At 59.9% G+C, this 22,604-nt stretch carries 20 protein-coding genes; 9 read left to right on the top strand and 11 right to left on the bottom strand.

The annotated features are described in order from the left end of the window. Positions 1-9: 9 nt before the first annotated feature. Positions 10-2,736 carry a DNA mismatch repair protein MutS gene (mutS, locus tag H4W29_RS07480; RefSeq protein ID WP_192728362.1) on the bottom strand — a complete coding sequence of 909 codons (2,727 nt, stop codon included), beginning with the start codon at positions 2,734-2,736 and terminating at the stop codon, positions 10-12. 113 nt (positions 2,737-2,849) lie between these two features. Between mutS and H4W29_RS07475 the strand changes: the two genes are divergently transcribed. Further along, positions 2,850-5,135, top strand: coding sequence for an NADP-dependent malic enzyme (locus H4W29_RS07475; protein ID WP_192728361.1), 2,286 nt, complete (start codon positions 2,850-2,852; stop codon positions 5,133-5,135). Positions 5,136-5,182: 47 nt separating this feature from the next. Here the strand turns inward: H4W29_RS07475 and H4W29_RS07470 are convergent, their stop codons facing one another. From H4W29_RS07470 to H4W29_RS07445, 6 genes are all read right to left on the bottom strand, one after another. Next, positions 5,183-5,818, bottom strand: coding sequence for a bleomycin resistance protein (locus tag H4W29_RS07470; RefSeq protein WP_192728360.1), 636 nt, complete (start codon positions 5,816-5,818; stop codon positions 5,183-5,185). Positions 5,819-5,935: 117 nt separating this feature from the next. Beyond that, positions 5,936-6,811: a l-ornithine N(alpha)-acyltransferase gene (gene olsB / locus H4W29_RS07465; protein WP_192728359.1), complete on the bottom strand. Its 876-nt coding sequence runs from the start codon at positions 6,809-6,811 to the stop codon at positions 5,936-5,938. 108 nt (positions 6,812-6,919) lie between these two features. Next, complete coding sequence (locus tag H4W29_RS07460; RefSeq protein ID WP_192728358.1) at positions 6,920-9,154, bottom strand: hybrid sensor histidine kinase/response regulator; 2,235 nt, start codon at positions 9,152-9,154, stop codon at positions 6,920-6,922. Positions 9,155-9,209: 55 nt separating this feature from the next. After that, entirely contained in the window at positions 9,210-9,716 is a 507-nt protein-coding gene (lspA, locus tag H4W29_RS07455) for a signal peptidase II (protein WP_192728357.1), read from the bottom strand. Continuing rightward, positions 9,713-10,570 carry a TrmH family RNA methyltransferase gene (locus H4W29_RS07450; RefSeq protein WP_192728356.1) on the bottom strand — a complete coding sequence of 286 codons (858 nt, stop codon included), beginning with the start codon at positions 10,568-10,570 and terminating at the stop codon, positions 9,713-9,715. Before H4W29_RS07450 ends, lspA begins: the two co-directional genes overlap by 4 nt. Next, on the bottom strand, positions 10,567-11,664 hold the full coding sequence (locus H4W29_RS07445) for a class I SAM-dependent methyltransferase (protein ID WP_192728355.1): 1,098 nt from the start codon (positions 11,662-11,664) through the stop codon (positions 10,567-10,569). The genes H4W29_RS07450 and H4W29_RS07445 overlap by 4 nt, the downstream gene beginning before the upstream one ends. Before the next feature lie 115 nt (positions 11,665-11,779). Between H4W29_RS07445 and H4W29_RS07440 the strand changes: the two genes are divergently transcribed. Continuing rightward, a complete protein-coding gene (locus H4W29_RS07440) occupies positions 11,780-12,232 on the top strand; it encodes an SRPBCC family protein (RefSeq protein WP_192728354.1) in 453 nt (150 codons plus the stop codon). Between the two features lie 45 nt (positions 12,233-12,277). Next, on the top strand, positions 12,278-12,721 hold the full coding sequence (locus H4W29_RS07435) for a GNAT family N-acetyltransferase (RefSeq protein ID WP_192728353.1): 444 nt from the start codon (positions 12,278-12,280) through the stop codon (positions 12,719-12,721). Positions 12,722-12,727: 6 nt separating this feature from the next. Here the strand turns inward: H4W29_RS07435 and H4W29_RS07430 are convergent, their stop codons facing one another. The 3 genes from H4W29_RS07430 to sppA form a co-directional block, all read right to left on the bottom strand. Further along, positions 12,728-13,060: a LapA family protein gene (locus H4W29_RS07430; protein WP_192728352.1), complete on the bottom strand. Its 333-nt coding sequence runs from the start codon at positions 13,058-13,060 to the stop codon at positions 12,728-12,730. Positions 13,061-13,160: 100 nt separating this feature from the next. Continuing rightward, entirely contained in the window at positions 13,161-13,460 is a 300-nt protein-coding gene (locus H4W29_RS07425) for an integration host factor subunit beta (RefSeq protein WP_003544934.1), read from the bottom strand. A gap of 30 nt (positions 13,461-13,490) precedes the next feature. Continuing rightward, a complete protein-coding gene (sppA, locus tag H4W29_RS07420) occupies positions 13,491-14,441 on the bottom strand; it encodes a signal peptide peptidase SppA (protein ID WP_192728351.1) in 951 nt (316 codons plus the stop codon). Positions 14,442-14,663: 222 nt separating this feature from the next. On the opposite strand from sppA, the gene lptC reads away from it, so the two are divergent. The 6 genes from lptC to ptsN all read left to right on the top strand — a co-directional run bounded on the left by lptC (position 14,664) and on the right by ptsN (position 19,947). Beyond that, positions 14,664-15,329 (top strand): LPS export ABC transporter periplasmic protein LptC, encoded by a 666-nt coding sequence (gene lptC / locus H4W29_RS07415; protein WP_192728350.1) that lies wholly within the window; start codon positions 14,664-14,666, stop codon positions 15,327-15,329. Positions 15,330-15,342: 13 nt separating this feature from the next. After that, positions 15,343-15,984, top strand: a complete 642-nt coding sequence (locus tag H4W29_RS07410; RefSeq protein ID WP_192728349.1) for an LptA/OstA family protein — start codon at positions 15,343-15,345, stop codon at positions 15,982-15,984. A gap of 16 nt (positions 15,985-16,000) precedes the next feature. Next, positions 16,001-16,801 carry an LPS export ABC transporter ATP-binding protein gene (gene lptB / locus H4W29_RS07405; protein WP_183823351.1) on the top strand — a complete coding sequence of 267 codons (801 nt, stop codon included), beginning with the start codon at positions 16,001-16,003 and terminating at the stop codon, positions 16,799-16,801. Positions 16,802-16,957: 156 nt separating this feature from the next. After that, entirely contained in the window at positions 16,958-18,505 is a 1,548-nt protein-coding gene (gene rpoN, locus H4W29_RS07400) for an RNA polymerase factor sigma-54 (RefSeq protein WP_192728348.1), read from the top strand. Positions 18,506-18,828: 323 nt separating this feature from the next. Then, entirely contained in the window at positions 18,829-19,410 is a 582-nt protein-coding gene (hpf, locus tag H4W29_RS07395; RefSeq protein ID WP_192728347.1) for a ribosome hibernation-promoting factor, HPF/YfiA family, read from the top strand. A gap of 72 nt (positions 19,411-19,482) precedes the next feature. Then, complete coding sequence (gene ptsN / locus H4W29_RS07390; RefSeq protein WP_029868958.1) at positions 19,483-19,947, top strand: PTS IIA-like nitrogen regulatory protein PtsN; 465 nt, start codon at positions 19,483-19,485, stop codon at positions 19,945-19,947. Positions 19,948-20,023: 76 nt separating this feature from the next. On the opposite strand, the gene H4W29_RS07385 is transcribed toward ptsN, so the two are convergent. Then, complete coding sequence (locus tag H4W29_RS07385) at positions 20,024-22,363, bottom strand: methyl-accepting chemotaxis protein (protein WP_192728346.1); 2,340 nt, start codon at positions 22,361-22,363, stop codon at positions 20,024-20,026. Positions 22,364-22,604 lie beyond the last annotated feature (241 nt).

Here is a 22,604-nt window from a genome sequence, read left to right as displayed (position 1 = left end):
GCGCTGCTCCTATTTCATCTTCTTTTTAAGGTCGTAAAGCGCATCGAGCGCCTCGCGTGGCGTCATGTCGTCGAGGCTCATCGCCTTCAGGGCTTCTTCGACCTTGGAAGGCCCGCGCGATGTTTCCTCGCGGCGCACCGCGACCTGGAAAAGTGGCAGGTCATCGATCAGCTGGCTTGCCGGGTTCTTGCGATCGGCATCTTCAAGCCGGGTCAGCACATCACGTGCCCGAGCCACGACAGAGGCCGGCAGGCCGGCAAGCCGCGCCACCTGAATGCCGTAGGAGCGGTCGGCCGCACCCGGACCGACCTCGTGCAGGAAGATGACATCGCCGTCCCACTCCTTCACGCGCATCGTCGCGTTCGATAGCCGGGCAAGCTTTTCCGAAAGCACGGTCAGCTCATGGAAATGCGTGGCGAAAAGCCCGCGGCAGCGATTGGCCTCGTGCAGATGCTCGACAGCGGCCCAGGCGATGGAAAGGCCGTCGAAGGTCGCGGTACCGCGGCCGATCTCGTCGAGAATGACGAGGGAACGATCGGTTGCCTGGTTGAGGATTGCAGCCGTCTCGACCATCTCCACCATGAAGGTGGAACGCCCGCGCGCCAGATCGTCGGAGGCGCCGACGCGCGAAAACAGCCGGTCGACGATGCCGATATGCGCTGACGCTGCCGGCACGAAGGAACCCATCTGGGCGAGAATGGCGATCAGCGCGTTCTGGCGCAGGAAGGTCGATTTACCGCCCATATTTGGGCCGGTCAGCAGCCAGATCGCGCCGTCCTTGCCATCGGAGACAGGCGACAGATCGCAATTATTGGCGACGAAAGGACCAATGGACTGGCGCCGCAGTGCCTGTTCGACGACGGGATGGCGCCCGCCCTCGATTGCAAACATCTTCGAGCCATCGACCAGCGGCCGGCAATAGGCCTGTTCCTCCGCAAGCAGTGCCAGACCTGCTGCGACATCGATGACGGCAAGGGCTCGCGCACCAGCCTTGATCGCTTCTGCCTCTGTAACAGTCGCCTCCATCATCCGGTCGAAAGCTTCAAGCTCGATTTGCAGCGCGCGGTCGGCGGCGTTGGCGATGCGGCTTTCGAGGTCGGCAAGCTCCGTCGTGGTGAACCGCATGGCATTTGCCATCGTCTGCCGGTGGATGAAGCGAGCCTTCGCCTCGGCCGTATCAGTCATCGGCCCGGCATTGCCTGCGGTGACTTCGATGAAATAACCGAGGATATTGTTGTGCTTGATCTTCAGCGACTTGATGCCGGTCTCTTCGGCATATTGCAGCTGCAGGCCTGCAATGACCCGGCGCGACTGGTCGCGCAGCGCCCTGACATCGTCGAGGTCGGCATTGGCACCATCGCGCAGGAAGCCACCATCGCGTTTCAGAAGCGGCAGTTCTTCCGCGAGGTTTTCGGCAAGCAGAGCTTCGAGTTCGGATGGTAGAGCCTGCAGCCCCATGCGCGCCTGTCCCAGCTCCTCCGGCAGCATCGCGCTTCCCAGCAGATCGGCGATCTGAGCCGCAGCACCAAGCCCCTGCCTGATAGCCCAGAGATCCCGCGGACCGCCACGGTCGAGCGCCAGGCGGGAGAGGGCCCGCGGCATGTCGGGTACATGTTTCAGCGCGTCGCGCAGGTCGCCGCAGAGCGATGGTTCCTGCATGAGGAAGCCGATCGAATCCAGGCGCTCATTGACGCGGGCGGGATCGGTGAGCGGGGACATCAGCCGTTCGGCAAGCAGGCGCCCCCCACCGCCAGTGGTCGTGCGGTCGATCGCCTTCAGTAGCGTGCCGTTGCGATCACCGGAGAGTGTGCGCACAAGTTCCAGATTGGCACGGGTGGCCGGATCGATGAACAGCGTCGAGGCGCCGCTCTCCCGTTCCGGTCTGCCGAGCGGCGGCCGTTCGGCAATTTGCGTCTTCTCCACGTAGGCGATGGCTGCCGCCGCGGCCGCCAGTTCGGCGCGCGAAAAACTTCCGAAGCCGTCGAGCGTCGAAACCTCGAAATAGCGTGCTATGCGCGTTTCTGCCGTCGCGCTGTCGAAAAGCACAGCCGGCTGCGGAACGGCGGTGCGGCCGAGTACATCGAAGACCGATTTCAGTTCGGCGTCATAAAACATCGTATCGGGAACGATGAGCTCGCGCGGATCGATGCGCAGGATATCGGCGAGCAGTCGCGATGCTTCCGTTTCCGCCAACCGGAAGACGCCGGTGGAAATATCGATCCAGGAAAGCGCCAGCACAGGCTCGGAAGAACCGCGGATGCGCGACAGCGTCATCAGATAGTTCGATTCCGAGGGCGAAAGCAGCTTCTCCTCGGTAATGGTGCCCGGCGTGACAAGACGGACGACATCGCGCTTGACGACGGATTTCGAGCCGCGTTTCTTGGCTTCTGCCGGATCTTCAACCTGCTCGCAGACGGCGACGCGGTAGCCGAGCGAAATCAGCTTCTGCAGGTAGTCGTCGGCCGCATGCACAGGCACGCCGCACATCGCAATGTCCTGCCCCATGTGCTGGCCGCGCTTGGTGAGCGTGATGCCGAGCGCGCGTGAAGCCTCGAGCGCATCCTCGAAGAACAGCTCGTAAAAATCACCCATGCGATAGAAGAGCAGCGAATCCGGATTGTTCGCCTTGATCTCTATATACTGTTCCATCATCGGCGTCGCCGAGGCGCGGCTTTCCTCAGTCGCAAGCTCGGCTGCCGAGAAGGCTTCGTTTCTGCTGTCTATTCGTGCGTTCACGGAGGTGCAGTTTTTCCCAAAAAAACAGGTGCCAACCCTATCCGCGCGCCGCTATAGATGACAACAGCAATTGGGAAAGAGGAAAACGTCACCCACAGACGTTTGGAGGAGGCATGTCGCAGATGGAGAAGAAAGAACGGCCGGTGACCTCTGTTACCGACAAGGAAGCGCTCGAATTTCACGCGATGGGTCGGCCCGGCAAGCTGGAGATCAATCCGACCAAGCCGATGGCGACGCAGCGCGACCTCTCGCTGGCCTATTCTCCCGGTGTCGCGGTGCCGGTCAAAGCCATCGCCACCGATCCGGCCACTGCCTACGACTATACGACCCGCGGCAATATGGTTGCCGTCATCTCCAACGGAACGGCCATCCTTGGCCTCGGCAATCTCGGAGCGCTGGCTTCCAAGCCGGTCATGGAAGGCAAATCGGTCCTCTTCAAGCGTTTTGCCGATGTCGATTCCATCGACCTTGAAGTCGATACGGAAAATGTCGACGAATTCATCAATTGCGTGCGTTTCCTCGGTCCGTCCTTCGGCGGCATCAATCTGGAAGACATCAAGGCGCCGGACTGTTTCGTCATCGAAAGCCGTCTGCGCGAGCTGATGGATATTCCCGTATTCCATGACGATCAGCACGGCACAGCAATCATCGCCGCCGCCGGCCTTATCAATGCGCTGGAGCTGACCGGCCGCGATCTCAAGACCACTAAGCTCGTCTGCAATGGAGCGGGTGCTGCCGCTATCGCCTGCGTCGAACTCATCAAGTCGATGGGTTTTGCGCCTGAGAACATCATCCTCTGCGATACCAAGGGCGTCATCTATCAAGGGCGCACCGAAGGCATGAACCAGTGGAAGTCGGCGCATGCGGCAAAGACCGATACCCGGACGCTGGAAGAAGCGATGAAGGGCGCCGATGTGGTTTTCGGCCTGTCGCAAAAGGGCGCCTTCTCCGAAGAAATGATCGGCTCCATGGCCGACCGGCCGATCATCTTCGCCATGGCCAATCCCGATCCAGAAATCGCGCCGGAAGAAGTTGCCCGCATCCGTGATGACGCCATCATGGCGACCGGCCGTTCGGACTATCCGAACCAGGTCAACAACGTGCTGGGCTTTCCCTATATCTTCCGCGGCGCCCTCGATGTCCGCGCCTCGACCATCAATGATGCGATGAAGATTGCCGCTGTGAAGGCACTCGCCAGCCTTGCCCGTGAAGACGTGCCCGATGATGTTGCTGCTGCCTATCAGGGCAATCGTCCGCGCTTCGGCGCACAATACATCATTCCGGTTCCCTTCGATCCGCGCCTGATTTCAGCCATTCCGGCCGCTGTTGCCGAAGCGGCGATCGAAAGCGGTGTCGCCCGCAAGATCATCACCGACATGGCTGGCTACAAACGCGAGCTGTCGGCTCGCCGTGATCCGATCGCCTCCACACTCGCCAGCCTCTATGAGCGCGTGCGCCGCCATCCCAAGCGCGTGGTCTTCGCTGAGGCTGAAGAAGAGCAGGTGATGCGTGCCGCCATGTCTTACGCCAACCAGCAGCTTGGTACCGCGATCCTGCTCGGCCGCGAGGATCTGATCCGTGCAACGGCCGAACGTGCCGGTATCGACCTCAATCGTCCCGGCCTCGAGATCGTCAACGCCCGTATCTCGACCCGCGTCGAGGCCTATATCGACTATCTCTATGCCCGCCTGCAGCGGAAGGGCTACTTGCACCGCGACGCGCAGCGCCTGATCCACAATGACCGCAACCATTTCGCTGCCACCATGGTGGCGCTCGGCGATGCCGATGGCATGGTGACGGGCATCACCCGCAACTATTCGACGGCACTCGAAGATGTGCGCCGCTGCATCGACCATAAACCTGGCCATCGCGTGATCGGCGTATCCATTGCACTTTGCCGCGGCCGCACGGTCTTCGTCGCCGACACTGCGGTTCATGATATGCCGACGGCCGAGGAGCTTGCCGATATTGCCGAGGAGGCCGCAGGTCTCGCGCGCCGCATGGGCTACCAGCCGCGCGTCGCGTTGCTCGCCTATTCCACCTTCGGCCATCCGTCGGGCGAGCGTTCCGAGCGCGTGCGCGAAGCCGTAAAGATCCTCGACAGGCGCCGCGTCGATTTCGAATATGATGGCGAGATGGCCGCCGACGTTGCGCTGAACCGCAAGGTGATGGAACAATATCCCTTTTGCCGTCTCTCCGGTCCGGCCAACGTTCTCGTCATGCCGGCATTCCACTCGGCATCGATCTCGACGAAGATGCTGCAGGAACTCGGCGGCTCGACGGTCATCGGCCCCATCCTCGTTGGCCTCGATAAAGCGGTGCAGATCACCTCGATGGGCGCCAAGGACAGCGATATCGTCAACATGGCTGCGATTGCGGCCTATGCTGCCGGCTCTTGATAAATAAGAGAGAGCGGACCGCTTATGCGGTCCACTCTCAGACCGGCTTAGCCTGCAAAAGCGATCAGATTTCCATCCGGATCGCATACGATGAATGTTCTCGCACCCCAGGGCTCCAGCCTCAGCGGCTGATGAAACGGGACGCTGTTTGCGGTGTATTCGAGAAAAAGCGCCTTCACATCATCAAGCGTGATCGTCGCGGACAGGATGTCCCTCTCGCGCTGACGAAGTTCGGGATGGAAGGCAGGCATGTCGACGTGGCGAAGATTGAGCCTCGCCGCACCGCGAACGACTTGCGCATAAAACGGCGGTTCGCCGTAGGTAAAGGCGATCGTGAAGCCGAGCTTCTGTGAATAGAAATCGCAGGCGGCCTGGATATCGTCCACAAAAAGCTGCGGCTGTGCGTCAAGCAATGTCGGTTGGGAAGCGGATTTCCGTTGATCGGTTGCACTCATCTCCGTGAGCCCTTTTTTCAGCGCCGCCCAGCTTTCAAATCCCGCCTGTGCAGCCACCAGTTCCTGCGCATCCGCGAGCTTGAACCCAAGATCGAGGATTTGTTGGTCATCGAGATGGCGGTAGCGGGCAAGCCAATGGCGGATCTCTGCGGCGACAGGATAATAACGATCCTGGTGCCAGCGCTTGAATTGCTTGGCTTTCTTCCTGAGGTTTTCAAAATTTGGCATGGCGCAAGGTTTGGTCTTGTAGGCGGGCATAGCCCAGCCGGCACCATTGCCGATGCGCCCTACGGAAAACGCCGAATGAGAATGAATGGATGAGGCATCGCCGTCAAGCGGTGGCCGTCAGCTCGCGAAGCGCCCAGCGTCCGCGCCATAATAATTGAGATACCGGTCGGAGATACTGGAGATCGGCAGCACGATCAGCACGTCGGTCGTATTGAACGCCTGGTCGACGACCGCACTGGAGCCGACCATCGCGCCAAGGCGCAGGTAACCCTTGATGAGCGGCGGTAACGCCATCAGCGCCTTTTTCGGATTGACGCCTTCGGCCGGCATCAGGTCCATATCGCGCGCGAGATGCGGCAGGGCGCCGACGGCCCATTCGCCTTTGGCGAGCACGCTGTGATAGAGGAAGGATAGCGCCAGCGCGTGGCTTTCAGGATGCACGCCCGGGAAGGATGCGCAGCCGAACATGGCGCTCATGCCGTGCTTCAGCGCATAGGCCCAATTACCCTGCCAGAGCAGTTCGACCGTGCGCTTGGTGCGGTATTCCGGCAGCACACAGGAGCGTCCGAGTTCCATGAAGCGCTTGTCGGGATGGCGCGCAATGAGCGCGTCGATCGCAAATTCCGAAGCCGAGTAAAAACCGCCATTCGCCATGGCGACATCTTGCCTCAGCAGGCGATAAGTGCCGACAATCTGGTCTTCAGCATCGCCCTCGATCGAGCGGTCGAGAACGAGAAGGTGGTCGCAAAAGGCGTCATAAGCATCGAAGTCCCGCTCGCGGCGCATCGCTTCCGCAGGCAGCTGGGCCTTCATTTCCTCAACGAAAACACGGTAGCGCACGGCCTGCGCAGCATCGATCTCACGCGCGCTGCGGGCAAGGCGGGTCTCCAGATTGCCGATGCGGCCGAGAACATCGCCTTCCTTCGGGGCGGCAGCCGTCGACGGCCGAGCGGCCTCGGCAGCAGCGTCACAATTAAGGATGTCAACAGACATGGCGATTCTCCCGTCTCCGGCTTATCACACGCCATAAAACACTTATGTACGACAGGAAAGTGACATACCGAATTTGTGCACGCAAGAAACGTGCCGTTTTCCCCAGCTTTAGCGCGCCTCAGCCCGTCGGGCTGAAAGAGCAACAACCGCCTGCACTTCGGTGAGCAACCTGACCGGATCCACCGGTTTTACCATGACGCGATTGGCGCCGTTGAGCAAGACCTGTCGCCGCGATTCATCGCTCTTGTCCGCAGTCAGGACAATGACCGGTACGGGCTGAAGATCAAGCCGTCGTTCGTGTCCGCGCAGGCGTCCGAGCATGTCGATGCCGTTGCCGCCAGGCATGGAGAGATCGCTGATGATGATGTCGGGCCTGTCGTCACCCAGCGCAAAATCGAGCAGGGTTTCGAAATCATCCACATGCCTGACGGAATGGCCGCCTTTTTCCAGCATGACGCGCACCAGCATGGCGTTGATCGGATCGTCCTCGCCGAGGAGGACGGAAAGACCGCCGCCCATCGCCGTCCGTTCTGCGATGGAAGGGCCGAGCCCGGGCTGATTGTCGTTCAGCGCATCGCGCTTTTCCATACCGCGCATGCGTCCGCGCAGCACGTCGATCAGCGACTGCTCGCGCAGCGGCCGGATCAGCCACGCATCGAAGAGGTCGAGCGAATAGGAGTTACGTTCTTCCGGATTGACGAGCAGCACCTTGCGCAGGCCGAGTGCGGCGATCTCCGTGCGATCGGCGATATGCAGCGAGAATTCGTCCGACATGCGGTGATCGACGATGATATCGGTCGGCCGGTCGCCGCTGCGGGCAAGCGACAGCAGGCTTTCGCGCGCCGCCTCGCCACCAGCGACGAGGTGGCAACGCCCGCCGAGCGTCCTGATCGTTTCGGCGATTGCCGTGCGCGCTGCACCGGCCGGAGCGAGCAGCACGATGCTGTTTCCCGCCAGCAATGTATTTCGGGTGGCTGTATCCTCTTCCGAAAACTCGACAGGAAAGCGGATGGTGAACTGGCTGCCCTTGCCCCTCTCGCTTGCAACTGTCAGCGAGCCGCCGAATTCGCGTATGATGCGGGCGGAGATTGCAAGGCCGAGGCCTGTGCCGTTGCTCTTCTGGACAAGCGAGCCGCCCTGTTCGAATTCCCCGAATATGCGCGCCTGTTCCTCCGCCGTCATGCCAGGTCCGGTATCCGTGACGGTAATCGACAGCTCGCCGGCCGCCCTGGAGACGCGAATGAAGACGCCGCCGGTCTGCGTGAATTTCACTGCATTGCCGATGACGTTGAAAAGCACCTGTCGCAACCGTGCCGGATCGAAGCTCATCAGCTCCGTCACATCGGCGGAGACCGTAGCGCCGATCTCGATACCCTTTTCATGGGCGCGATGCGCCAGCATTTCCACGACGCTTTCGACGAGCTTGCGCAGCGATTCCGATCGCGGGCGGAGCTGGAAACGGCCAACCTCGATGGTGGAGAAGTCGAGCAGATCCTCGACCAGTTGCGTCAGTGCATGGCCGGACTGGCGGATGCTGGTCAGATAGTTTTGCTGTTCCTGCGTCAGCTTTGTTTCAGAAATCAGATGCGCCATACCGAGAATGCCGGATAGGGGCGTGCGGATTTCGTGGCTGACAGTGGCGAGCAGCCGAGATTTGGCGGCGCTGTTATATTCCGCCTTCTGCCGCGCCTCCTCGCGGCTTTCGGCCGCAAGCCGCTCTTCAGTCACGTCGCGCGCGATGCTCTGCAGAAGCAGTCGTCCGTTTGCCGGATCACGAGTCACGACATCGTGCCAGAGAAAGATGCGCTGTCCGGCCGGTGTCGAAATCTCCACATCGTACCGATGCGGCTGCGGGCCGGGACGGAAGGCAAGGCCGATCTCCTCACAGGTCTGGCCTTCGGGTTTGGCGCGCCCGGTCAAGTGGCGGAATGTCTCGTTGGCGCCGATGATGCGCCGGTCCATCATGCGGGTGACGACGATATCGCCAAGCACGTCATGGACCGTGCCGAGCAGGCCGGTCGCATCGACGCGGTCCGGCGCTTCCGGGCTACGGCCGCTGGACCGGTTTCCGTTTCTGAAAAGAAGGGCAAGATAGCCTGCAATCGCGGCGATCAGGATAAGGCCGAGGCCTGCCATGAGCGGGCCGCCCCAATGAGAAAGCAATAGCAGCAGGATCGCCGAAATGAGACCTGCTCCGCCGAGCCAATGAAAGAGCAATGGATGCAGGGAGCGAAGGGTAGCCGGCGACATCAATTCACCCGCCGTCCGGCCTCGACAGGCCCTAACGGCGGCTCCGCCGAATGCGGCGGACAATCGTTCCTGTAACTGCGCCATACTTTGCATGCAGTTCAGCTAACATATTGCCCGTTCCGAATGTTTTCAGGAATCTGCTAAAAATTTAGTGATCCGCCTTTTTCGGCTTCTGCAGCATCTCATCGAGAATTACGCAGCCGGCACCGACAGTGATGAAACTGTCAGCGAGATTGAAGACAGCGAAAGACCAGGTTTCTGTGTGGAAGAGGATGTAGTCGATCACATGGCCATAGGCGAAACGGTCGATGAGATTTCCAATCGCTCCCGCAATGATGAGAGCGTAGCCAAGATGCGCCAGCCAGCGGTCCTTGGCCGTGCGATGCCAGAGATAAAGCACGAAGGCAACGATGATCAAACGCATGCCGACGATGAACCATCCATCCATGCCTGACAGCATCGAGAAGGCGACGCCGAGATTATAGGTGCGATAGAGAGCGAGCATCGGAATGACCGGCACCGCCTCCTGAAGCGGTAGGTAATGATCGACGGCGATCTTGACGATCTGGTCGAGGATGACGGCGATCACGATGAAGATCAGGATCGGCAGCGGTCGCGAAAAGAGCGCCGGGCGTGCGGTCGCAAGATCGGTCATTTGCCCTCGGACAGTGAGAGGAGATGGCGGCGCGCCTCGAAAAGCATGACGGCTGTGGCAACACCGAGATTGAGGGAATCGGCGCGGCCCTGCTGCGGAATGCGGGCAAGTGCATCCGCTTCCTTGGCAAGCTGCTCCGGCAGGCCGGATTGTTCGTTGCCCATCAGGAGCACGACCGGCTTCTTCTTGTAGTCGATCGTACGGTAATCGACCGAGCCCGCGAGATGGGTCGCAACGACGGAAACGCCGGCCTGCTTTTTCCAGGCGATGAATTCCTCTGCCGTTGCATGGGCGACCGAAACGGCAAAGACCGAGCCCATCGTGGCGCGCACCGTTTCCAGTGAAAAAGGATCGGTCGTCTCGCCGACAAGGATGACACCGGAGGCTCCGGCCGCATCGGCGGTCCGGATGATCGTTCCGAGATTGCCGGGATCGCGCACGCGGTCGAGCGCCACCCAGGTCTCGCCCTCCTTCGGCCGAATATCCCTAAGCTTTGCCCAGCGCGTTTCGAAAATGCCGACCACCATCTGCGGATTGTCACGCCGAGTGATCGAGGAGATCACCTTTTCGCTGACTTCGAGCACGAGCCCACCGGAAGCAACTGTCTTCGCCGCCATCTGCTCGACGAGCGGTTTGCCCTTGGCGGCTTTGGCGTAGACGAGCGTGCGGATCGTCCAGCCGAGCTCAATCGCATCGATGACGAGCTTCAGCCCTTCGGCCATGAAGGTGCCGCTCTCTTCGCGCGACTTCTTGTTGGTCAGCGCCTTGATATCTTTGATGATGGGGTTGGCGAGCGAGGTGACTTCCTTCACCTGCCCCACCTTGCGAGGGCCGCGATCATGGAATTCGTTCATTTCGGCACCCAGCGGGAAAAGAGGGAGGTGGAGAGCGCCCGGCCCGGCGTTTTGCCATCAAGGCCCGCCTCGCGGATGACGAGTTCGCCTGACTCGACCACGCCGCCGGCCCCGCGCATCGTCTCGCGCATCAGCTCATGAATGGAATAGAAGCTCGCCCGGATCGAATAGGCCGTCAGCACGAGGCCAACCGCCTTCGGCGACAGGATCTCGCGGCAGATATCCAGCATCAGGGGCAGGTGCTCGAAAAGGTGCCAGACCTCACCATTCGGCCCGCGGCCGAATTTCGGCGGGTCGGTGAGGATGATGTCGTACTGACTGCCGCGCCGTTCCTCGCGCAGGATGAATTTCATCGCATCTTCGCAGATCCAGCGGATCGGCAGCTTTTCCATCCGCCCCAGCGCCTGGTTATCGCGGGCCCAGCCGATCGCCTTCTTCGAGGCATCGACATGGGTGACTTCTGCACCGGCAGCCGCGGCGACCAGTGAGGCAACGCCCGTATAGCCGAAAAGGTTCAGCACCTTCAGAGGCCGTCCGGCGCTTTCCACCTGTTGCTTCATCCAGCTCCAGTGGACGATCTGCTCGGGGAAGACCCCGACATGCCGGAAAGAGGTGAAGCGGCCGAAGAAATCGACGCCGAGCAGGTTGAGCGGCCAGGTTTCGCCAAGCGCTTCCTTCGGAAAACGCCAGCGGCCGGTGCCTTCTTCATCCGTATCGCCGGTGAAGGCAGCATCGACCTTCTCCCAGACATGGGCGGGCAGAGATGGCTGCCAGAGCGCCTGTCCCTCGGGCCGCACGATCCGATAAGGGCCGTATTGTTCAAGCTTCTGGCCGTTGCCGCTGTCGATCAGATGGAAATCGCCCGCACCCGTAGATTCCAGAATGACAGGCACCCGCTCTGCCGGCCGCTCGCCGTGGCGTGCCGTGAGCGGGCGTTCGATTGCCGCTGGAACGGCTGCCGGGGGGCGCTGTTCGCGCGCTGGTGCCGTCTTAGCGACCGTCTTTTCCGGCTTTGCAGGCCTCACATCGGAGCGGCGTCCGCCCGAGGGGCCTGTCGCTACCTTCGCGCCAGGCCGGCGTTCTCTTTGTTTCAACGTGGTCTTCCGCGCCTTAAATTCAATTGAGCCAGTGCAAATAGCATTCCGCCCGACCTTGGCAAAGCGCTTTCCCATTATGATATGGTCAGACCATGGAAATGGGGAACTGCTGATGGACTTAATCGGGGAGGAACGCATCGCCGCGCCGCGGGATGTCGTATGGGCGGCCATGAATGATCCCGATATCATTAGGCAATGCATTCCGGGCTGCCAGAGCGTCGAAAAGCGGTCGCCAACCGAATTCGTGGCAACCGTCAAGGTCGGCTTCGGCCTGTTTTCGGTGACCTTCAACGGCGATATCAGGCTTTCGAATGTCGACGCGCCGCGTAGCTACACGATTTCTGCGGAGGGGCGAGGTGGCATTGCCGGTTTTGCCAAGGGCGAGGCCGACGTCACGCTGGTCAATGAGGGCCTGCATACGCTGTTGCGCTACGAAGCCGACGGCGATACGGGTGGCCGAATTGCCGAACTCGGCGGCCGGCTGATCCGCGCCACACTGGAAAGGCTCGCCCGTCGCTTCTGGGGAAATTTCAATGCCGCCGTCATCGAAAAGACGGCCGGCTAGGCACATGGGCTTGGCATGTCAGATAATCCCTTTTACGCAAGATCGATGACCTGGAAAATCCGACCCAACTGCCCCGAAGACGTAATGCAGCTTGCTGATATCTACCTGTCCGTCCGACGCCAGACCTTCACTTGGGTCGACCCCGGCAAGTTTCATAGGGAGGATTTTGCCGCACATACCAACGGCGAAGTCGTTTCTGTCTGCGAGGGGGCTGACGGGAAGATAGCCGGCTTCATCTCGGTCTGGGCGGCGGATGATTTCATCCACATGCTCTATATCCTGCCCGAATTCCAGGGCAAAGGCGCGGGAACCGCGCTGCTGCAATCGCTCCCCGGCTGGCCAGAGCATAAATATCGGCTGAAATGTCTCATCAATAACCGCGACGCCAAGGCCTTCTATCTGGCGCATGGCTTTCAGGTAACCGGCAGAGGCGCCTCACCCGAGGGCGATTATGAAGAGTTGAGTTTCACCCCGGCACCTGCGAAATAGCGGTAATCATCGCGAGGGCAATTGCCCGGCGATCTCCTCCGCGCGTGTCTTGTGACGATCTGCTTCGCCCTGCCAGCGGATTGCTTCCTTGGCTTCGACGCGTGCGCGCTTGCGGTGCTTGCCCTGGTTGAACCAGGTCGCAGCAGAGCCCACCAGCATGCCGATGATGAAAGCGATAAGCAGGAAAACGAAGAACGGCGCTGCCAGGGAAAGAACCTGATCCTCCGGCCGAAACGGATTGAATGCAAGCGTCACACTCTGCCGGTTGGCGACACAGAAGATGATCAGGATGACACCAAGCGGCAGCAAAATCAAAAGGTTGATGTTCTTCTTGGTCATGTCGTTCTCCGCGCCGGTTTAGCGAAGGCAAGCTTCGTGGACGCCAGAATAGAAGGGCAGCGGCGAAGTTCAAGTGCGGCTTGATGCCTGATACCGAGGATCAATCCTCTTCGTCGGCCTGTCCGGGGTTCAGGCGCTCGCGCAGTTCCTTGCCGGTCTTGAAGAAGGGGACCCACTTCTCCTCGACGAAAACGGTATCACCAGTGCGCGGGTTGCGGCCGGAGCGGGAAGGGCGGTTCTTTACTGAAAATGCGCCGAAACCGCGCAGTTCGACGCGGTTGCCGGCGGCAAGCGCATCAGTGATCTCGTCGAGGACCGCATTGACGATATTTTCGACATCGCGGTGGTAGAGATGCGGATTGCGTGCCGCAACAATCTGCACCAATTCGGACTTGATCACGGTCGCCCCCTTAAATTATTGATTTCTTATTCAATCCTGGCCAACCTGCCAAACTGAAAGCAGCCCGTCAAGGAGCAACTTTGGGGGCAGGATGCCGTTAAGATCCTGACTTTTGACAAGATCACCATAACCGAGGATCGTAATCAACCGCGAAACAGCCCCAGCGAGCAGAAACGGCGTGTTGCTCTTCTTGTCCCAGTCGACGACCGGCAGCTTGTCGCTGACGTTTCGCGAGGTCAGATAGGCGCGAATTTCGGGCTGTCCACCGACGGCGTCAATGAGCTTCACCTTGAGCGCCTGCCGGCCCGTATAGATCGTTCCGTCGGCAAGCTTCAGCACCTCGTCGTGCGGCAATTTGCGCCGGTCGGCAACGAGGTTGACGAACCAGTCATAGCTGTCGAGAACCATGTTGCGGATCATGGCCTTGGCTTCTTCACTGGTATCGTGGAACGGCGAGGGCTCGGCCTTGAGCGGAGAGGATTTGATCTCCTGCAGTGAGACGCCGAGCTTGTCGAGCAGCGGCTGGACCTGCGGGTATTGGAAGATGACGCCGATCGAGCCGGTGATCGAGCTTTCGCCGGCGATAATCGTATCGCCGGCCGTCGCAATCATATAGCCGGCGGAGGCAGCAAGTGTCCTGACGTCGGAGACGACGGGCTTCTTCTCCGCAATCGCCCGGATCGCCTTGAAGATCTTTTCGCCGCCAAAGGTCGTGCCGCCGGGCGAGGAGATCGAGATCACGACCGCCTTGACCTGATCATTCTCCTTGATCTTTTCCAACCGCTCGAGGAGCTCGTCATCATCGGTGATCAGGCCGGAGATCGTCACGTGGGCGATATGGGGCCGTGCGGTGCTGCCTTCGCCGAACGCAAAATTATAAAGCGCAAAGCCGAGCGCGACGAGCAGCACGACCGCGGCAAGGCGCCAGAAGCCAAGTCTGCGGCGCAGCAGCCGGCGGTCTGCGATGATCGAGCTGTCCATTCCAACCTCCAGAGACGAAATCCAACGGCGGTGCCCGCCGCTGGGGAGATAAGGTGCAAGCTGGCGCGAGAAAATGCCCCGGGAACCTGCTATTTTCAGTTTAGTTGCTTGTTGCAGAAAAAAATCCATATTGGCAAGCCAATGTAATAATGCGAAACGAACTGTGATTGGCGCCCGGCATTGCTATATAAGCGGCACGATCATCACACACGGACCAGGCATATGCTCGATACCCTCAGGAACAACGGGAAGCCCGCATACGCGGGGCCAAAGGACAGTGCCTATGGCCTTGCCCGGTTCCATTCCGCGCGTGTCCGCCGGCTGAAGTTCTTGCTGCCGGGTGCAGCCATTATCATTTCCCTCATCTTCATTGCGGTCTCGGTGATCCGCACTTACCTGCCGGAAACCATCAAGATCGAGGGCGCCAAAATCGAGAATGGCAAGGTCGTGATGGAAAAGCCGGCAATCGCCGGCCGCAACTCCGATGGCATCAACTATTCGATGCTCGCCGAACGCGCGCTGCAGGATATCCGCAATCCCGACTTCATCACGCTGGAGACGATCAAGGCTGCCGTGCCGATGAATGATGGCTTGATGGCCCGCGTTACCGCGGCGACGGCGGATTTCAATCGTGCCACGGATAGCCTGCATATGACGGCGCCGTTCACGCTCGTTTTGAGCAGCGGTCTCGTTGCGCATTTTCAGTCCGCCCACCTTGATATCAAGGGCGGAAACATGTCGACGGACGATCCCGTCAGAATTACCAAGGACAATGCTTCGATTGTTGCGCAGACCCTCAATATAACAGATAAGGGGCGCGTGATCACATTCGAGGGGAATGTTCGCATGAATGTTGATTCATCCACCATCCATAAACAGGGCACCTAAAGAGCCGGGTCAAATGACAAAAGATTGTCGCATTTCAACTTGCAAGACTGGCGTAGCTTTCATCACCGGCACGCTTGCCTTCGTCCTGTCGGTCGCGGGAGCGACCGCCCAGTCGACGACGATGCCTGGCATGAAGCTTTCGAGCGATCAGCCGATCCAGATTGAAAGCAACAAGCTGGAAATCCACGATCAGGAACATACGGCGCTCTTCACCGGCGACGTCAAGGTCGTCCAGGGCACGACGACGCTGCAGGCCGGCAAAATGACGGTCTATTACAAGGACAAGGCGAAGCAGCCCGCAACGGGTGGCGCTGCAGCACCTGCTGCCCAGCCAGCACAGACCGCCGCAGAACAGTCGAATTCGCTTGCCTCGGGCAGTGCAGACATCGACAAGATCCTGGTGACCGATAAGGTCTACCTGACCTCGGGAACGCAGACTGCGACCGCCGATGATGGCAATTTCGACATGACCTCGCAGACCTTCATCCTCACCGGCAAGAAGGTCGTGCTCACCGACGGCCCGAACGTCTTTACCGGCTGCCAGCTCACGGTTCACATGGCGACCGGTCAGGCAGAGCTTGAAAGCTGCGGTGGTCGTGTCCAGATTCAGCTCGACCCGAAATCGCAGCCGAGTCAGCAGCCAAAGCAGAACTGAGAAGTCGGCCTTTCACGTGAAGTTATTCTCCTTATCCACCAAGTCCGGCAGAGCCGCGACGGAAGCCGCCGCTCCTGTCGACAAGGCCCGTTATCAGGGCACGCTGATCGCACGCGGTCTGACCAAGACCTATGCGACGCGACGTGTCGTCAATGGTGTTTCGCTGGTCGTGCGGCGTGGTGAGGCTGTGGGTCTCCTCGGACCGAACGGCGCCGGCAAGACCACCTGTTTTTACATGATCACCGGCCTCGTGCCTGTTGATGAGGGAACGATCGAAATCGACGGCAACGACGTGACGACGATGCCCATGTATCGTCGCTCCCGCCTCGGCGTCGGCTACCTGCCGCAGGAAGCCTCGATCTTCCGCGGACTGACGGTGGAGGAGAATATCCGCGCCGTCCTCGAGGTTCATGAAAAGGACAAGGCGGCGCGTGAGCGCAAGCTTGACGAACTGCTCGAGGAGTTTCACATCGCGAAGCTCCGCAAGAGTGCCGCCGTGGCTCTCTCGGGTGGTGAGCGCCGGCGCCTGGAAATTGCCCGCGCGCTTGCGACCGACCCGACCTTCATGCTGCTCGACGAGCCTTTTGCCGGCGTCGACCCGATCTCTGTTGCCGATATTCAGAACCTCGTGCATCATTTGACGGCACGCGGCATCGGCGTTCTCATCACCGACCACAATGTGCGTGAGACGTTGGGGCTGATCGACCGAGCCTATATTATCCATGCAGGCGAAGTGCTGACCCATGGACGCGCGAACGATATCGTCAACAATCCGGAAGTGCGCCGGCTCTACTTGGGCGACAATTTCAGTCTCTGAACCGGTCCTGGACGACAGAAAATTGCGGCTGCGACATAGGTTCCGCTTGACCAAATAGGATAAAAAAGCAATTTTTGGGCCAACTCGGAATTCCGTGGCCTGAAACCTTGATCAGACGCGGTTTCCAGGAGGAGTCGAGGGAGTTTCGCGTCCGCCATGGCCCTGTCTGCCAATCTTTTTCTGCGACAGAACCAGTCCCTGGTGATGACACCGCAACTGATGCAATCCATCCAGTTGCTGCAGATGACGCATGTCGAACTCACTCAGTTCATTGCCCAGGAAGTGGAGAAGAACCCGCTTCTGGAATTTCCGTCGGGCGAGGGCGAGACCGGCGAACGCGGCGAGGCTGCAGACGAATCATACCCCCAGCAAACGGATGATGCGGGTGATGGCGAATATGAGGATCGTGGCGAAACGCTGTCCGGCGACTGGTACGATAATGGCAGCTCAAGCCGGCTGAGTGACGAGCTGGATGCCAATTACACCAATGTCTTTCCCGATGACGGCGCGCCGCAGCGACTCGACGCACCCGAACTCATCAGCCAGTGGAAATCCATGCCGGGCAGCACTGAGGGTGCTGACAATTACGATCTCGATGATTTCGTCGCCGGTCAGGTCTCCTTGCGCGACCATCTTGCCCAACAGATACCCTTCATATTGCCCGATATGGCCGATCGCCTGATTGCCCAGAATCTGGTCGATCAGCTCGACGATGCCGGCTATCTGCAGGCAGATGTGGCGGAAGCCGGCGAGCGTCTCGGTACCGATGCAGAAGACATCGAGCGCGTGCTCTCAGCGTTGCAGACGCTCGATCCGCCCGGCGTCTTTGCCCGTAGTCTTGCCGAATGTCTGGCGATTCAGCTTCGCCAGAAGGATCGTCTCGATCCCGCCATGCAGGCGCTGGTCGAAAATCTTGAACTGTTGGCACGGCGTGACTTTGTTACCCTGAAGCGCCTTTGCGGCGTCGATGAGGAAGATCTGCTCGATATGCTCGCCGAAATTCGCCAGCTCAATCCGAAGCCCGGCAGCGGTTTCGAGACTGGCGTTTCAGAGGCGATCATGCCTGACGTCGTGGTCCGCCCCTCCTCGGATGGCGCCTGGCTGGTCGAACTCAATCCGGATACGCTGCCGCGGGTCCTCGTCAATCAGTCCTATTTTTCGCGCGTTGCGAAGAACGGCGAGGATCACGCCTTCCTCTCTGAGTGCCTGCAGAGCGCCAATTGGCTGACGCGCAGCCTGGATCAGCGCGCCAAGACCATCATGAAGGTCGCAAGCGAGATCGTGCGGCAGCAGGATGCCTTCCTCCTGCACGGCGTCGATCATCTGCGGCCGCTGAACCTGAAAACGGTGGCCGAGGCCATCAAGATGCATGAATCGACGGTCAGCCGCGTCACCTCGAATAAATACATGCTCACGCCGCGCGGCCTCTTCGAGCTCAAATATTTCTTCACCGTCTCGATCAGCGCCGTCGAGGGCGGTGACAGCCATTCCGCTGAAGCAGTTCGCCACAAGATCCGCGCGCTGATCATGCAGGAAAGCCCCGATGCGGTACTCTCCGACGATGACATCGTCGAAATGCTCAAGAAGGGTGGCATAGATCTCGCCCGTCGCACGGTCGCCAAATACCGCGAGGCGATGAACATTGCCTCTTCCGTTCAACGCCGCAGAGAAAAGCGCGCACTGGCCAAGGTCGCCGGTTTCTGACTTGCAACGTCGGGGCGAGCCAATGATTGTCGCCTGGAACCGTTGATGGCGCAGATATCCTTATTTCATGGGATATTCAGCGCACGTTTTCCGCGTATGCTAGGCCTCTCTGTGCCGGGCTATTGACTTTCCGGGAGGCTGTCGCTAGAAGCCCGCCGCAATCGGAGCGGCGAAGGGCATCCGTACATTATCCCCATCATCCTCAAGGCACCAGGGACACGCAGACTTGAGCTCATCTTGCTTGAGATTGCGCGAAGTGCTTGGATGAGGTTGAGGCTTGGCGTAAACTGATACTCGCAAACGACCATAAGAAGGGAAACTCCATGAGTGTGCGTGTATCCGGTAAACATATGGAAATTGGTGACTCCTTCCGTCAAAAGATCGAGGACCAAATTGGTTTGGCCGTCACGAAATACTTCGACGGGGGATATTCCGGTCAGGTGATCGTGGAAAAGTCGAACTCTCGTTTTTCCGCCGATTGCAAGCTCCATCTCGATAGTGGCGTCGTGCTGCATGCGGCAGGCGAGGCCATGGATCCGCAGATTGCCTTTGATGCGGCATCCGAGCGTATCGAGAAGCGCCTGCGCCGCTACAAGCGGAAGCTCAAGGATCACCACGCTGGAAATCATGTGAACGGTAACGGCTTTGCAGAAGTCGCTTATACCGTCATGGATGCGGTTCCCGATCATGAAGACGAGGTCCCGGACGATTTCGCTCCGGCCATCGTCGCCGAAAGCACCAAGCAGCTCAAGACGATGTCCGTCGCAACCGCCGTCATGGCGCTCGACATGACCGACGAGCCGCTTCTCCTGTTCCGCAGTCCCGGCAAGGAACAGCTCAACATCGTTTACCGTCGTCATGACGGAAATATTGGCTGGATCGATTCGGCCAATATCAAAGGCTGAGATCAGGACGGGGGAGCAGCGCAAGGTGCTGCTCCCCCGGACGCCTGATCTTGGCGACAGAAGGAAAAAGAAATGGCATTGGCAGATTTGCTGCACCAGGATGCGATCATTCCCGCTCTCAGGGTAAATTCCAAGAAACAGTTGCTTCAGGAATTGGCAGCAAAAGCCTCCAGGACTACGGGGCTTTCCGAGCGGGAAATTTTCGATGTGATCCTGCAGCGCGAACGTCTGGGCTCGACCGGTGTCGGCAACGGCATCGCCATTCCCCACGGCAAGCTCGTCAATATCCACTCCATTGTCGGTATTTTCGCCCGGCTGGAACAGCCCGTCGATTTCGAAGCGCTGGACGACCAGCCGGTCGATCTGGTGTTTCTGCTTCTGGCGCCGGAAGGCGCCGGTGCCGATCATCTGAAGGCGCTTTCGCGCATCGCCCGCGTCCTGCGCGACCACGATCTGGTCGCCAAGCTGCGCGCGACCGATTCCGCTTCGGCGATTTATGCCTTCCTCAATGAAGAGCAGACGTCGAACGCTGCCTGACGACCGGCGATCTACCCGGAATGCAGAAAAGGCGCCTGAGCGATCAGGCGCCTTTTTCTTGTCGTGCGATCAGCAATCAGAACTCTTCCCAATTGTCCTGGGCAACAGCGGCTGAGCCGCGAGACTGGGCAACGGCCCGGCGCGGTGCCGGAGCGGCCGCGCGTGGTGCCGGCGCAGCCGGTGCGCGCATCTGCTGTGCGGTGGAGCGCAGTGCTGCCGCGGTATTTCCCTGGCCGGAGACGCGGAAGCGGGCGACCAGTGTCTTCAGCGTCTGAGCCTCGTCGTTCAGCGTTACGCTGGCTGCAGTGGTCTCTTCCACCATCGCGGCGTTCTGCTGCGTGACCTGGTCCATCTGGTTCACGGCCTGATTGATCTCCTTCAGGCCGACGGCCTGTTCGCTGGCCGAGGCCGAGATCTGACGGATGAGGCCGTTGATGCCCATCACCTGCTCGGCGATCTTGTGCAGCGTCTCGCCCGCTCGGCCAACGAGATCGACGCCTTCCTTGACCTGGACGGCCGAGGTGTTGATGAGCGTCTTGATCTCCTTGGCGGCATTTGCCGAACGCTGAGCGAGTTCCCGGACTTCCTGTGCGACGACAGCAAAGCCCTTGCCTGCTTCACCGGCGCGGGCCGCTTCGACACCGGCGTTCAGAGCCAGAAGATTTGTCTGGAAAGCGATCTCGTCGATAACGCCGATGATGCGCGAAACTTCCGTTGAGGACTGTTCGATACCGTGCATGGAGGCAATCGCCTTCTGCACCACTTCACCTGATTTCTCGGCGTCCTCGCAGGCGAGATTGACGTTGTCAGCTGCCGTACGGGCGTTCTCGGCGCTGGAATTGACCTGGGCGGTCAGCTCGTTGAGCGCTGCTGCCGTCTCTTCCAGGCTTGCCGCCTGCTGCTCGGTACGCTTGGCAAGGTCGGATGCGCTATTGCTGATTTCGCCCGTACCGGAGCCGATATTGACGACGCTGAGGCTCATCGTATTGATGGTCTCCTCCAGGCTTGCCAGAGCGGCATTGAAGTCCTGCTTCAGCTTGCCGTATTCGCCGGGGAATTCCTCTGTAATGCGATGGCCGAGATTGCCTTGCGACAGTTCGGAAAGGCCTGCACCGACGATCGAGACGATGTGACGTTGCAGGCTGACCGATTGTTGGCGCTCCGATTCCGAGCGGCCGCGTTCGGTTTCGGCAGCAAGGCGCTGATTGTCGGCCTCGGCTTCAAGACGCTGCGTATCGGCAAGCGTGAAGCGGAAGCCTTCAAGAGCCTTGGCGACCGAGCCGATTTCGTCGGCGCGGTTCTGGCCGGCGACCGTTTCGTCGTATTTTCCGTCGCTCAGTGCCTTGACGCTGGAAACCAGGCCTGCGAGCGGGCGCTGAACAAACGAGCGGACGGCGAAGTAGAGGGCGAGCAGCACGGCACCGAGCACAATGATGCCGTTGACGATCATCATGAAGGTCTGGTCCTGAACAGGCGCATTCATCGCCATGTGCGGAACGTCGACCAGCACGACCCAGTTGGCATTCAGGCCGGGCACTGCGAAGGGATAGACGACGCGGTCGAACGGATCGAGCCCATCGAAGCTGAGATTCTTGACGAGGCCGACCTTCATGGACGAAAGCGCAGCCTTCACGTCAGCCGAGCCAGGGTTGTCGCCATAGGGCTTGGACATCAGGTCGGGGCTCGGAGCGACGATCCAGTTGCCGTTCTGGGCGATCAGCGTCACGCGACCAGAGCCGAAGGGGCGCAGCGCCTGCACCTTGTCGGTGAGCGACTTCAGCGAAATATCGACGCCTTCCACGCCGATCATCTTGCCTCCGGACATAACCGGATAGGCAATGGACGTCAGCAGGGTCGGAACGTCAGTGCCTTCGGCGAGGTAGGGCGCAGTGATCGCGCCCTTGCCGCTGTTGGCAGCAAGCTTCCACCATTCGGCGGTATAATCGTTGTCAAAGGTCGAGAACTGGATGTCGCCGGTCCTGTTCTTCGACCAGTAGGGCGTGAAGGCGCCGACTTTGTTCGTGCCTTCGTCGTTGTTGTTGGCGATTTCCGTGGTCTTGCCGTCGAAGGCGCCAAGCTGCTCGCAGAACCAGCTGCCGAAGGCGAAAGCGTTCTGTTCGAGATTGGCCTTCAAAATGCTGATGATGCCCTTGCGGTCGAGGATCTTGCCTTCATGCCCGCGTCCGACGACGCCCGACATGGTGCGGGCAGCGCTCGCGAGCTCCCCGACATTGACTGCAATCTCATTGGCGATCGATTTGGCTTCCGAGTTGGCCTGATCCAGCGTCAGGGTCTGGACGCGGTTACGGGTCTGGTCGATGAGGAAGAGGTTCGAAACGACAAGCACCAGTGCAATGGCGGCACCGGTAATGACGATGAGCTTCGCCGCAAGCGATTTCATTCTGAAAATGAACATAGGTTCCTCGGGGCAAGGACGCACCGAAGGGCCATTCTCCGGCGCAGCGGGTAAGGCACGCTCTATCATGGAGCTGCCATTGGGGGTGACCGCCTCGACGATGAGCGAGGCGGTGATCGCCCGAAGGATCGCCAGAAACCTCTTAAATTTGAATGAAATTCTATATGTCTCGGCAGCAAATCCTGCACACCACCCCAAAACTGGGGGCCGTGTTTCATAACCAGTTCGCGGCTGGACTGGA

Source organism: Rhizobium viscosum, from assembly GCF_014873945.1.
GTDB classification, from domain to species: domain Bacteria; phylum Pseudomonadota; class Alphaproteobacteria; order Rhizobiales; family Rhizobiaceae; genus Rhizobium; species Rhizobium viscosum.
This window is presented reverse-complemented; position numbering and strand designations above follow the sequence as displayed.